The sequence below is a fragment of the Chloroflexus sp. MS-G genome (genome assembly GCF_000735195.1).
Classification (GTDB): Bacteria; Chloroflexota; Chloroflexia; order Chloroflexales; family Chloroflexaceae; genus Chloroflexus.
Map to the genome: position 1 here is coordinate 1 of NZ_JPIM01000121.1, position 13,000 is coordinate 13,000.

The 13,000-nt window shown below is 53.9% G+C and carries 11 protein-coding genes and 1 pseudogene; 6 read left to right on the forward strand and 6 right to left on the reverse strand.

Annotated elements, in window-relative coordinates; translation table 11 throughout:
* Nucleotides 1–592: pseudogene (locus JE47_RS0116935) on the reverse strand (protein kinase domain-containing protein); the annotation flags it as partial.
* A gap of 98 nt (nucleotides 593–690) precedes the next feature.
* Nucleotides 691–2,082, reverse strand: a complete 1,392-nt coding sequence (locus JE47_RS0116940; RefSeq protein WP_031460893.1) for an FAD-dependent oxidoreductase — start codon at nucleotides 2,080–2,082, stop codon at nucleotides 691–693.
* Nucleotides 2,083–2,457: 375 nt separating this feature from the next.
* Here JE47_RS0116940 and JE47_RS0116945 point away from each other — a divergent pair, with 375 nt between their 5' ends.
* Complete coding sequence (locus JE47_RS0116945; RefSeq protein ID WP_031460894.1) at nucleotides 2,458–3,576, forward strand: hypothetical protein; 1,119 nt, start codon at nucleotides 2,458–2,460, stop codon at nucleotides 3,574–3,576.
* A gap of 99 nt (nucleotides 3,577–3,675) precedes the next feature.
* On the opposite strand, the gene JE47_RS0116950 is transcribed toward JE47_RS0116945, so the two are convergent.
* Nucleotides 3,676–4,065 carry a hypothetical protein gene (locus JE47_RS0116950; protein ID WP_035419791.1) on the reverse strand — a complete coding sequence of 130 codons (390 nt, stop codon included), beginning with the start codon at nucleotides 4,063–4,065 and terminating at the stop codon, nucleotides 3,676–3,678.
* 174 nt (nucleotides 4,066–4,239) lie between these two features.
* Here JE47_RS0116950 and JE47_RS0116955 point away from each other — a divergent pair, with 174 nt between their 5' ends.
* The 5 genes from JE47_RS0116955 to JE47_RS0116975 all read left to right on the forward strand — a co-directional run bounded on the left by JE47_RS0116955 (nucleotide 4,240) and on the right by JE47_RS0116975 (nucleotide 8,473).
* Nucleotides 4,240–4,989 (forward strand): WecB/TagA/CpsF family glycosyltransferase, encoded by a 750-nt coding sequence (locus tag JE47_RS0116955; protein ID WP_031460896.1) that lies wholly within the window; start codon nucleotides 4,240–4,242, stop codon nucleotides 4,987–4,989.
* Between the two features lie 54 nt (nucleotides 4,990–5,043).
* Nucleotides 5,044–6,597: an acyl-CoA carboxylase subunit beta gene (locus JE47_RS0116960; RefSeq protein ID WP_031460897.1), complete on the forward strand. Its 1,554-nt coding sequence runs from the start codon at nucleotides 5,044–5,046 to the stop codon at nucleotides 6,595–6,597.
* Between the two features lie 564 nt (nucleotides 6,598–7,161).
* Nucleotides 7,162–7,629: an ATP-binding protein gene (locus tag JE47_RS0116965; protein WP_031460898.1), complete on the forward strand. Its 468-nt coding sequence runs from the start codon at nucleotides 7,162–7,164 to the stop codon at nucleotides 7,627–7,629.
* Nucleotides 7,630–7,640: 11 nt separating this feature from the next.
* A complete protein-coding gene (locus JE47_RS0116970; RefSeq protein WP_031460899.1) occupies nucleotides 7,641–8,069 on the forward strand; it encodes an ATP-binding protein in 429 nt (142 codons plus the stop codon).
* Nucleotides 8,070–8,104: 35 nt separating this feature from the next.
* On the forward strand, nucleotides 8,105–8,473 hold the full coding sequence (locus JE47_RS0116975) for an STAS domain-containing protein (protein ID WP_031460900.1): 369 nt from the start codon (nucleotides 8,105–8,107) through the stop codon (nucleotides 8,471–8,473).
* A 377-nt stretch (nucleotides 8,474–8,850) separates the two neighbouring features.
* On the opposite strand, the gene JE47_RS0116980 is transcribed toward JE47_RS0116975, so the two are convergent.
* The 3 genes from JE47_RS0116980 to JE47_RS0116990 form a co-directional block, all read right to left on the reverse strand.
* On the reverse strand, nucleotides 8,851–9,930 hold the full coding sequence (locus JE47_RS0116980) for a bifunctional ADP-heptose synthase (RefSeq protein ID WP_236631277.1): 1,080 nt from the start codon (nucleotides 9,928–9,930) through the stop codon (nucleotides 8,851–8,853).
* On the reverse strand, nucleotides 9,930–11,153 hold the full coding sequence (locus JE47_RS0116985; protein WP_031460902.1) for a pyridoxal phosphate-dependent aminotransferase: 1,224 nt from the start codon (nucleotides 11,151–11,153) through the stop codon (nucleotides 9,930–9,932). The genes JE47_RS0116980 and JE47_RS0116985 overlap by 1 nt, the downstream gene beginning before the upstream one ends.
* 478 nt (nucleotides 11,154–11,631) lie before the next feature.
* Nucleotides 11,632–12,702, reverse strand: coding sequence for a DICT sensory domain-containing protein (locus JE47_RS0116990; protein WP_031460903.1), 1,071 nt, complete (start codon nucleotides 12,700–12,702; stop codon nucleotides 11,632–11,634).
* Nucleotides 12,703–13,000: the final 298 nt, after the last annotated feature.

A 13,000-nucleotide genomic window follows, 5' to 3' on the forward strand; every position in this document is an offset into this window, starting at 1 on the left:
CGGTGAGCAGGTGATAGAGTACTGCACCAATTGCGTAAATATCACTCACCTGACTCGGTTCCACCGAATGATCGTACAGCTCAGGTGCTCGGTAGGGTGTTACTTCAGTGCCAATGTGGCGTACACAGGTAAACGGCGCCAGATTCAGACTACCCTCTGGTGAAGACCAGAGGTCACACGTTCGCAGATCACCTAGCAAGAGCGGTGGTTGATGCTGATGCAAACGCTCAACAACGAGAAGTAAGCGTTCTACAATTGCCAGCGTCTCGCTCTCAGGGAGCGGTGATCCCCGCTCACGGGCGAAGCGTTCCAAATCTGTACCGCCAGGATCGTCGGCAACCAGGTAGCACACCTGGTCAATCACAAAATAGTCGCGCAGCGCCAGAAATCCCGGCATCTGGATTTGCGCCAATTCACGGGCCAGACGTAAAACATCCTCAAGTGCAGTCCGATCAGGTTGCGGCAACGCACTAATCAGCACTCGCAGAGAAAAACGCTGATCAATGGCTCGGTATAACTCGGCATCAGGATACGCAGCGAGTGCAACCGTAATCCGGTAATGCTCATTCAACAGTGAATCGATAGCGAGCATGGTAGCCCTTCAGCAAATGACTAGATACTTCTTTTCCCTAACCATCTCTCTGGCAGAGAGAGATGGTTAGCGTCGCTACCATCAGTATACGGGATGTCTCAATCGGCTGCTGCCACAAAATACGGCTGCAAAACGAGATCGCCACGGGCCTGAGCTTCAGTGATCCGCTCGACACAGCGATTAGCACTAATCACTGCCCCCTCGATAGAGGCCAGAAAATGCTGACGAGTGTAATCACCGGCCAGGAAGAAGTTGCGTACCGGTGTTGCCTGATCGGGGCGATATTGATCGACTCCCGGCAACGCCTGGTACACTGAATTAGGGATGCGTACAATCGTGTGCTTCAGCAATTTCGCTTCGCGCGCATTCGGATGGAGGCGAACAAATTCACTCATCACAAACTGCACCAATTCATCGTCGGGCAGATTGATCAGCTCGGCTGCCGGCGCAACCACAAACTGCATAATACTCCGTTCACCTTTGTGGTACTCTGGGGCAACCATCGCCATATCGGCATAAACACTCAGATGGGTTCCGGCACTGAAGAGAAGATTGTCAACCCCAGCAATCCGGCGATCAAAGAAGAGCTGCATCGTAATAACCGGTGAACCTTTTAGATGGCTCAGATTCGCAAAGTAAGGCAGTTCACGCAACGCAGGTGGAATCACCTTGCGCAGATTATGGACCGGCATCGCCGACACATACACATCGCCAGTTACTAAACGTCCATCCGCCAGCCGAAAGCCGGTCACCTGATTGGTTTCCTGATCGTATTCAATTGCCACTACGCGTGCGTTCAACTCTACGCGACCGCCCAGCCGTTCAATCTGAGCAATGAGCGGGCGCCAGATGTTGGTATCGGGTGAACCCTTTACCAACGCCATCCGCGGCGCTTCCTTCTCGTGGGCAAAGTGCAGCATTGCGGTGAGCGGTAACTTTGCCGAAACCCGATCGGCACGCTGGAAGTTGAGTGCTAGGGCCATCGTGTGCATTACTTCATCAAGCGAACGCTGCCCCATTCCATGGCGCAGATGCCAGGCGGCGTAGGTTTCGTGATCTTGCTCATCGACATACTTCTGGTCACCAAAGATCACCCGTAGCAACCCAAGCCCCATCCGCAGCTTGTCACCCAATGACAATGGCTTGAAGGCCAATACGCCGGCCAGCCCGTTAAAGGGTGTCGGCAGCCAGGGGACAAACCGAATGGGCGCCAACCCGTGGCGTTCGGAAACGAAGATCATCTCGGCGGGCTTCCAGTTGAAGGTATCACCAAGACCGTACCGATCTAGAAAGGCCAGAAGGTTGTGGTAAGCGCCAAAAAAGACATGGAGGCCACTCTCGATCCAATCGCCATCGGCATCCTGCCACGCCGATACTTTCCCACCTGGCACATCACGCTTTTCTAACACAATAACGTCGTGCCCGCGTTCGACCATTGTGCGAGCAACCACCATGCCGGCTGGACCGGCTCCTGCTATCACGATCCGCATAGTGCTGTCTTCCCAGTATTCAATGTGCAAAAATGAACAACCTATATGGTTATAGCACGGTTAGCAGCTCTGCGCAAGGCAAATGAACAGTTCTTGCACAAGAAGGGAGAGGCGGCCTGCATGTTCCCGTGCTAACGACTGACTGTCTGTGGCGTCGTTCCCAGCGTTCTGCCGATTATGCCTGCACCGCATTAGTCGGGGCAGGTTTCGGCCATCCACTATAGAACGCGGGCCGCAGGCCCGCACTCCCAGGTGAACGGTATCTGAAAGCTGTGAAAAGCCCTGTGTTCAGATACGCAAATACTCGTTAACCGATAGAATGTGATACAATCAAAATGATCAGCAACACCATGCTCTTACCCTACAAACAAGTTTATGGTACGACATACTGCGCTTGCGCTCTTACTCTTATTGATTATGAGCGGGCAATTCTTTGTCCCCCGGTTGCCCCGTCCACTCAATCTGCCGCCGCCCCGTTCGGTTACAACCACCAATCCCCTGATCGGTGTACACACCCGGCTCACCGGCATTGGCGACGAATCGTACATTCATCGTACTCTTGCCCAGGTTAACGAAATGGGTGCATCCTGGATTGTCGAACTCTTTCCCTGGGCCTACATTCAACCTCGCTCACGCTACGGTTTTGACTGGACGGGCGCCGATATGGTGATCGCCCACGCCAGAGCACAAGGTCTCAATGTCGTAGCCCGCCTCGACATTGTGCCAGCCTGGGCGCGTCCGCCTGACACAACCGACCGTTACCTTGACCGCGAACACTTTGCCGATTTTGCCCATTTTGCTGCTGCTTTTGCCGAGCGCTATGCGCCGCTTGGTGTGCGTCATATTGTGATCTGGAACGAGCCAAATTTACGTTTCGAGTGGGGTGAACGCCCACCTGACCCTGGTGCGTATACCGACCTACTTAAGCAGACATACCCGGCGATTAAAGCGGTAGCGCCCCAGACCATTGTCATCGCGGGTGCACTCTCTCCTGGTCCTAGCCTTGACGGTGGTGCGCTGCGCATGGACGACATGCAATTTCTGGCTTCGCTTGCTGATGCCGGAGCATTCCCCTTCTTCGATATGTGGGCAGTCCATGCCTACGGCGGTCGCGAACCGCCTGACGCCGAACCGACGCATGATCGCGTCAATTTCCGACGTATCGAGCTGGTTCGCGAGCTGCTCGACCGGCTGGGTGGGAGTGACAAGCGTATCATCATCACCGAAGGCGGATACAACGACCACCCGCGCTGGATTGGGGCCGTGCGACCTGCCGACCGTCTGCGGTGGACAATCGCCACTTACGAGCAATCACGGCACTACCCCTGGCTAGAGGCAACGGTGCTCTGGCAATTTAGTACCCCATTTCTAACCCGCTCGTATCCTGACGCCTGGAACTTTGTTGACCCCGATGGAACACCTCGCGCAATATATCTGGCGGTGCAAGAATATGCGCGTACCGGCCGAGTACCGGATGCTATGAGTGATAGGTAACCGTTGTGAACTCTTCAACGGCGTGCTAAAGCGATACGTTGTTTACCAACCTCTACACACAAACAGCGCAAGATTGAAAGAAAGCGTGCAAATCACCACTCACTGTTTAGACGAGTCAAGATTAGACTGCTCACCTGCCTGCTGTGCGGCTCGTGATCTATCAATCAATTCTTTGAAAAAGACAATATGTGGTCGCTGTGCTGAATACACAACGTCGATGCTATCTCCTGGCTGAAAGCGATGATATTCTGAGCGAAGGACGATCCGATCTTTACGGTGCAGACGACCTGTTATGTCCCGGTATTCAAACACAATCCGATTGCGCGCATATTTACGTACAACATTGGCAGTCGTTGGTATTCCATTGACCATTACTTCCCGAAAATGATTGATACTCTGAACAAAACTAAATGCGATCAGACCAGTAGTAACTAGCGAGAGAAGACAGAGAACGAGCATGAAGATAATGAGTAGAAGTTCTGCATTCATGTGGTTATTCCTGATACGAATAGCTACTGGTATGAGCAACATTATACATGCATGTACGACGTGTCAGGTGGATTCGATTTGTGATGACGCAAACCTGCTGCTACCTGCCTTTGTAGCCGAATGCGGTATGATGGAAAGCAGCAACATCGGTCAGAGCAGGTACAGGTGTTGGTGATGGAAAAGAACCGGATCAAGATACTGGGTATACCTATTGATGACATCACCGAGCAAGAGGCGCTAGAGCGGGCAGATGCCATGATCAACGACGGTGCATGGCATCAGATCTGCACGGTTAATCCTGAGTTCATTATGGAGGCCCGGCGTAATCCATCCTTTCGGGCAGTCTTGCAGGCTGCCGATCTGAACACGCCAGACGGGTTTGGTATACTGCTTGCTGCACGCTGGCTGGGTACACCATTGCGTGGGCGGGTGACAGGCGTAGAGTTGACACTAGGTCTGGCACAACTGGCGGCTATGCGAGGGTATCGCATCTTTCTGCTGGGTGCGGCGCCGGGCGTAGCCGAGGCAGCCGCAGCCGCTTTAGTGAAACGCTGGCCGACATTGTGTATCGCCGGTTGTTACTCAGGCTCACCTGCACCAGAACACGATGAACAGCAACGCCAGATAATTGCGCTGGCGCATCCCCACATTCTGCTGGTAGCGTATGGGCATCCGCGCCAGGAACTATGGATTGCCCGCAACCAGCCTTTCTTACAGGTCCCGCTCGCTATCGGTGTCGGCGGGACATTCGATTACCTGGCCGGTAAGGTACCGCGTGCACCACGTTTCATACGCCAGCTCGGATTGGAATGGGTATTCCGCCTGGTAATGCAACCAACGCGCTGGCGACGGATCATCGATGCAGTACCGCTGTTTCTGTTTACCGTACTCTGGCAGGAAAGAATGATTCGCTATCGCGGTTAAGACATCTGAACCTGATGTTGATCGTCATTACCGACAGTAGAAGTGAGGAATGCTATGGCTCAAACGACAGCAGAGAAGATCGCCGCCCTCCGTGAACGACGTGAACGAGCGCGCAATCAAGACCCGGTGGCAATCGCTCGTCAACACGAGCGGGGAAAATTAACCGCCCGTGAACGCATTGATCGTCTCCTCGATCCCGGCTCGTTTGTTGAACTGGATGCGTTTGCCGTGCATCGTACTACGGCGTTCGGTATGGATCGGCGCAAACCACTCGGCGATGGGGTGATCACCGGTCATGGCACTATTGATGGCCGACCCGTCTGTATCTTTGCGCAGGATTTTACCGTCTTCGGTGGTTCACTGGGTGAAGTCTTCGCCGAAAAAATCTGCAAAGTGATGGACCTGGCTTTACGAATGGGTGTCCCGTGCATCGGGATTAATGATAGCGGTGGTGCGCGCATCCAGGAAGGTGTGGTCAGCCTTGGCGGGTATGCTGAGATATTCTACCGGAATGTGCTTAGCAGCGGCGTGATCCCCCAACTCTCGATTATCGCTGGCCCATGTGCCGGCGGTGCTGTCTATTCACCGGCCATGACCGATTTTATCTTTATGGTCAAAAATATTAGTCAAATGTTTATCACCGGGCCGGATGTTATCAAGACGGTCACCGGAGAAGAAGTTGGCTTTGAAGAATTGGGTGGGGCAATGACCCACAATACCCGTAGCGGGGTAGCCCATTTCGCGGCTGATAGTGAAGATGAATGTTTCGATCAGTTACGGACTCTGCTTTCCTTCCTACCCTCTAACAACATGGAAGACCCGCCCTACCAGCCGCCAACTGACGATCCGGAGCGGATGGACGAAGACCTTCAGAGTATTATCCCCGACAATCCACGCAAAGCCTACGATATGATCAAAGTTATCGAGTCGGTCGTTGATGATGGGTTCTTCTTCGAGGTGCAACCGGCCTGGGCGCAAAACATTGTGATCGGTTTTGCCCGTCTTGATGGTCATGTCGTGGGGGTTGTTGGGAACCAACCGTTACAAATGGCAGGAACCCTCGACATCGACAGTTCGGTGAAAGCGGCCCGCTTTGTGCGTTTCTGTGATGCGTTTAATATTCCCCTGATTACATTTGTTGATGTACCAGGCTTCTTACCAGGGACGCAGCAAGAATACGGTGGTATCATTCGCCATGGCGCAAAGCTCCTCTACGCCTATTGTGAAGCAACCGTGCCGAAATTAACAGTCATTACCCGCAAGGCGTATGGTGGTGCCTACGACGTGATGGCAAGTAAACATATTCGAGCTGATTTTAACTTCGCCTGGCCCACCGCTGAAATCGCTGTAATGGGGGTTGATGCGGCAGTCCGGATCATCTTCCGCAAAGAGCTGGCCGAGGCCGATGATCCGACAACCCGCCTGGCTGAACTGGTCGAAGACTATCAAAATCGCTTTGCGAACCCGTATGTAGCCGCCGAACGTGGATACATTGATGCTGTGATCGAGCCACGCGAAACACGACCCGCTCTGATCCGTGCCCTGCGCCTGGCCCGCACGAAACGCCAGAGCCTGCCAGCACGGAAACATGGCAATATTCCGCTGTAGATGAGCGGATAGGAGGGGTGCAGCGACGCTGCACACTGCCTGGCTTTCGGTTTTTCAACATTTTCACCCTGCCCAGCAGCGCTGAGGTGAGAGGGTAAAGGAGGGAGAGCAGAAGCGACGGCTGCCCAGCCTGTGCGCAGCACGTGCAGAGCGCGCAGATACCCGTTCCGACTAACGTCTGCGGTCACCCCCTTGGGGAGGTCAATGTGCTTTCACTCCAACCACCTCACCTTCCCCCTTCCTCTCCTCGTGGCGGAGCGGAAGGGGGCCGAGGGGAAGGTGAGGGCCGCCAACCGTACTCCGCAGCACCGGCACTGCAACCGGCATGGAGCCGTATGCGTTGCCCGCCAGCGTTCCTCGCACCATTTTAGCGTTGCCATGTCGAGCCTCATCAAAAGCCTAGGTGTTTGATCATGGTCTGAGAACTCTGAAAAGCCCTAGCCCTGATTACCTGAACTTGCACAACCGGACAGGAAACTGGTAACATATGTACCTGAGCCTATGCTATCATACAGCTATGGCTTTGATATTATCGGCATTCATCCATCAAACAGGATGGAAAGCATGAGCGAGGCAGATGGCGCGACAGAACAGATCATCGAAATGCGCCTGCCGAGTCGGTTGGGGTACGAGCGAATTGCGATGGATACTGCGGCTTCACTGGCAAGGCGCATGGGCTTCACCCCTGAGCGAATCGATGCGTTACGCACGGCCATCGGTGAGGCAGTAACCAATGCCATCGAACACGGCAATCAGGCCGACGCGGCAATGAAGGTAGTGGTCGTCCTGACAATACGAACCGATGAACTCATCATTAGTGTAGCCGATCAAGGACGAAAGGTACTCGATCCAGCTCAAACTTTCTTGCAACCACGCATTACCGATGCGTTTCAGCGGGCAGATAAAGGGGGATGGGGAATATGGCTGATCCGTGAATTAATGGACGAAGTCGAGTTTTCTTTTGCCCCAGGTAGTGGCAATCAGGTTCGGATGGTTGTACATCTTGAACGACCACCGGTTATCAAACCATAGGCCAGGCAGCTATGCAGCTTATCATTCCCAGCGTTCTTGGCTACGAAGTTGTTGTGCGTGATGCGGTGGCCTCTTTCGCGCAACGGTATGGGCTACCACCTGACCGAATCGAAGATGTCAAGACGGTATTGTGCGAGGCATGTACAAACGCGATTGAACATGGTAACGGCTCCGATCCGCATCGCAGAGTTCGGGTCTGCTGTACTGTTGACGAGCAATCGCTGGTTATTGCAGTTTGTGATGAAGGAGAATTGCCACCGACATTGCCCGGAAAACCGGTAGAATGGTGCTCAATGCCCTACCCTTCACGCCGTGGCCTAGGTCTTAAGTTGATCGTCGCGCTATCAGATGAAGTGAGCATCGCCGCTGACCCAACGTTCGGAACTTGTATCCGTCTCGTCTTTTATCGTGATCCTCGTTCAGGGATCCATACGTCCTGAGCTTACTGAAAGACTTGCTAAATAAGGAGCGCTCCATGTTGGAAGACGAGTTAACTGTGAACATCCGCCACCGTGATGGCGTCGCCGTCATTGATTTAATAGGTGATGTGACGACATTTGCTGAAGAGAAGATCAATAATGCGTATCGCCAGGTAACAGACAAAGGTGCTCGCTACATTCTTTTCAATTTTCGCCAAAACGATTATATCAACAGCGCCGGTATTGCCATCCTGATCGGCATCGTGACAGAAGTTAATCAGAACGGGCAGCGTTTAGCAGTGAGCGGGTTATCGCCGCACTTCCAAAAAATCTTTCGCATGGTAGGTCTTGCTCAGTACGCCGAGATTTATCAAACTGAAGACGAGGCGATCAGCGCATTTAAACGACTCAATACGATTAACTAAGAGCGGGGGCTTTTCGGCGTTCTCAGCTTCGGGTTGCGTTCAATAACCGAACGGTTCAACAGCAGAGCGAAACCAACGAACGTCACCTCGTGCTTCAGCGATCCCTATTCCGTGCGGGGGCATATGATTCGCTATCCTGCTCTTTGCAGGGCATAGCCAGAAGCCATCGTCTGACGTATCAGTACTCTATATTCATCCCCCAGGCCCTCGCTCGCGAGGAGCGCGGGGGAGAACACCAGCCTGCTCAGCGCCAGACATTATCGGCAAGATGGCCAAAGCATGCCAGCGTTACAGGCATCCGCGTAAGATCGGCTCGGGATGAGAACGCTTCCTTTCCTCTCACTTTACCCCGAACCCGAAAAGGAACCTTCCCACACCTACCGCGGAATACCAGAACGATTATCGGTCATAATGGCAGCACGCAACTCTTCGGGCGTGACAACCGCATTCCCCAAACGGCGCACTACCAGCGCCGCCGCAATATTAGCCAGCGCCGCCGCAGTACGACCGCGACAACCGGCAGCAAGCGCCAGCGTTGCAACTGCAATGAAGGTATCACCGGCACCGGTCGTATCAAAGACTTCGCTCACGTGGTAGGCAGGGATGTGTTGACATGGCTCATCATCGCCGACAAGCACTAATCCTGCTGGCCCCCGCGTCACAATAACCAGCCGGGCAGCCAGTTCTTGGTAGAGACGAATCACCCCGACTGCCAGCGCTCCTTCATCTGTCAGTGATGTGCCTAATGCCGCAGCAGCTTCGGCATCGTTACAGCGAAAGAGGTCGGCGTGATGGTAATAATGTGAATTCCCCTGCGCGTCAACGGCAAACAGAACACCATGCTGCTGACACAGAGTACGAATTGCCTCTACGACGCGCGGGGTAAGCAAACCGAGCTGATAATCGGAACAGATAACGGCATCGGCATCAGGCAGGTGATCGGCCAACGCTGCGATAATCAGCGCTTCGGAATCTGATGATAAAGGACGCCGGTCGAGGTAATCGAGCCGAGCGATCTGTTGGGGTAAGCGTGGCGCAGCATCGGCTAGAATACGAGTTTTACGAGTCGTAGTCCGCTGAGGCAGCGTAATCACCCCTCGATCATCAACCCCAGCCGCCCGCAGCAGGGTGCGCAAATGCTCTCCTTCTGCATCATCGCCAACAATCGCCACTAAACTGGCCTGCGAGCCGAGGGCAACGATGTTACGTGCCGGATTGGCAGCTCCACCAAGAATCGTCTCACGGCGCAGAAATTCGAGCACTGGAACCGGCGCCTCGCGGGAAAGCCGGGTCGCTCGACCGTACAGATATTCGTCGAGTGTAATGTCACCAACCACGATAATGCGTCGACCGGCGAGCATAGCCGGGTCAGGAAGGGTATGATCAGCGTGATGATCAATGGTCATAACAGTTCGCAAGGGCGGCTCCGGTTGGCCGAGCCGCCCATCTGTTGCCATCAGGCACGATCGCCGCCGAGTACGGCATCGCGGAATCGCTGCATACCAACTCGAATCTCATCACTGCCAGTCGCATACGACAAGCGTAGATAACCGGGCGCACCAAAGGCTTCACCGGCCACACAGGCAATATGCGCCTCTTCGAGCAGATAGAGATTCAGCTCGTCGCTGGTAGTGCAGACCTTCCCGTTGCGCAGTGGTCGGTTGAGCAGCGCACTCACGTTGGGGAAAACGTAGAACGCACCATCGGGAACCGTGCAGGTAATACCGGGAATGTCAGCCAGGAGACTGAGGATCAGATCGCGACGCCGCCGGAACTCAGCCGTCATTGCGGCAACCGTAGCTTCGATAGCCGGATTGGGCGTGTAGGCGGCCAGGGCTGCATCTTGCGAGATGCTAGAGGTGTGGGTACTAGTGTGACTCTGAATTGCCTTGATCGCCTCGATAATCGGTTGTGGACCGGCAACATAGCCAACACGCCAGCCGGTCATTGCATACGCTTTGGCTGCACCATTAACGACCAACGTGCGTTCGGCGAGATCAGGGGCTATACGTAACAGACGTGCGTAAGGCACATACGAAATCGCATCATAAATCTCATCGGTAATGATAATCGCCGGATGATCGCGCAACACTGCCGCCAATGCAGCCAGCTCTTCGGCGCTGTACACCGCACCGGTCGGATTTGAAGGCGAATTGAGTACCACAATCCGCGTTCGTTCGCTCAAGCTGGCACGCAATTGATCAGGAGTCAGCTTAAAACCGGTCTGTTCAGTTGTCTGAGGCGTCACGGGGGTCGCACCGGCCAGCTTCGCCTGTTCCACATAACTTACCCAGTATGGTGCAGGAATAACCGCTTCATCACCCTCATCGCAGAGCGCCTGAAACGCAAGGTAGAGGGCCTCTTTCGCACCGGTCGTCACCGTCACCTGACCAATTCCGTAGCTCAGCCCTTGATCGGCACTAACACGGGCAGCAATCGCCTTACGCAACTCAATCGTACCACCGGTAGGCGTATAGTGCGTATGGTTGGCATGAATACCGGCAATTGCAGCCTGCTTGATCGGCTCGGGGGTGTCGAAGTCTGGTTCACCAACACTAAACGAGATCACCTTAATGCCGGCCGCCCGCATTTGGGCAACACGCGCTGTCATTGCCGCCGTAGCCGAAGCCTCAAGCGAAGCAAGCCGACGGGCAAAGCGATATTCCATCCTGGCTGACATGATCGCTCCTGTCTACATGCATAGTTTGTGTAAACGTCGGTATAACAAATACATTTAGAGCGATTATACCAGAGACGGTACCTCTTGCGATCGCGAGCGACAGCAATGCAGAGCTTTTCGGCGTTGTCGGCTTGTTCAACGATGGATCAACACCGACGAATATCACCCGTTCGCTGACGATGGCGCCTGACCTGCGCGTTCAGCTAAGTGTGTGAGAAATCAGGAGTGGAAAGGATGGCTAAAGTGAAGGTCAACCGCGTCTACAACATGCACTGCCTTCCACGCGAATCTTGCGCTAGGTCGGATGAAACCTTCAAAAACCTTTACAGCGTTGTCCTCTTGTTTTGTTGTAGAGATGCCAAATTGTAGTACAGTTGACATCACAGGGGGAAATCCGAGATATGCCGTACTATTACAAGCAATCGCCGACGTACTCCCTGAGAGGACGGACACCTCTTGTTGTAATCAGGCAGGTCGGTTAACGCCGTGGACGTATCTCCATACCAAGTATCTCAAGTGCAGTAATAATGCCTTCGCGCAGCGTCCCCCGACTACGAACGTCACCGAGATCGATACCAAGTCCAATCATTGTTTGCGCAATAGCGGCCCGAATACCGGTAATAATAATTTGCGCACCCAGCAACCGTGCAGCGCGAACCGTCTGTAGCAGATGATTGGCTACCGCCGTATCAACCATTGGCACACCGGTAATATCGATAATAACCACGTCGGCCATGTGTTCGGCAATACCCGATAACAGATGTTCCATAATGTATTGGGAACGGCGAGAGTCGATGCTCCCAATGAGCGGAAGCAACAACACACCTTCAAACAGTGGGACAACCGGTGCTCCGAGCTGAGCGATGGTCTCTTCGAGCGCACCCTGACGTTCGGCAAGAGCCTGTACTTCAGCGACCAATTGCCGTTGTTGGTCGTAACGTCGCTGCATGTGGGAGACTATCTCGGAGACGATTTGAGTAAGGTACGGTCCTATCGGAGCACGAGGGGGAAATTGGGTGCGAGCATGCGCCAATTCAGCCGCCCGATCAGGCCGATAACGTTCAACAACCGGAATGAGTGCATCGAGCACGTTCGAGACAACCTCGGGTTGAAAGGTAAGCAGGGTAGCAAAGCTACGATCGGCTTCATTTTCGACTGGAATCTGGTTGTCGAGGCCACACAACACCGCACAAAACCATTCGGTCAACACGAGCAGAAACCACTCTTGACGCAACGGATCATCGGCAGCAAGAGTGACTGCGATATGACGCTCCTCTGGAACCGGGGGTTTACCACCGGCGAAAATACAGATCGTGCTAGCGATATTCGCCAATTCCAGGTAGCGTTGGGTCTCTTTACGCCAGTGACTGCTTTCCTGGAAACCGGTAAAGATCACCGCAGGTAATTGATTGCGCAGAATACAATCCTCGAGGGTGTGACTAAGATCGACCAGCGTCGCTTTACTGGCCATAAATGGTTGAGTATCCGGCGTGAGGGTATCTCTGATCAGATTGAACAGGGAGGGAAGACGCTGATTCTCACTTGTCACTGATAACTCCTAACATTTGCGCAATATAAAGGGGAATGTGAGTGTGTAGATAGCTAAAGTGTAATTTGAGTTACAGGGTTTGTCAAGATTATATGTAAAGCTGGGCTTTTCTGGCCGTTTTCGCCAATGAACGTATTTCACACCCCTACAGCGATGCCCGACCCACACGATTGCCCTTAGGTGCACGGGCCGGTGCGCACGCCTCCGGCCCGTCTCCTCCGGTATGCAGCTAACAACCGCCACTCAATCGAGACCCACCCTTGAGGACAGGTGCCCCCTCACGCGATTGCCTTTAGGT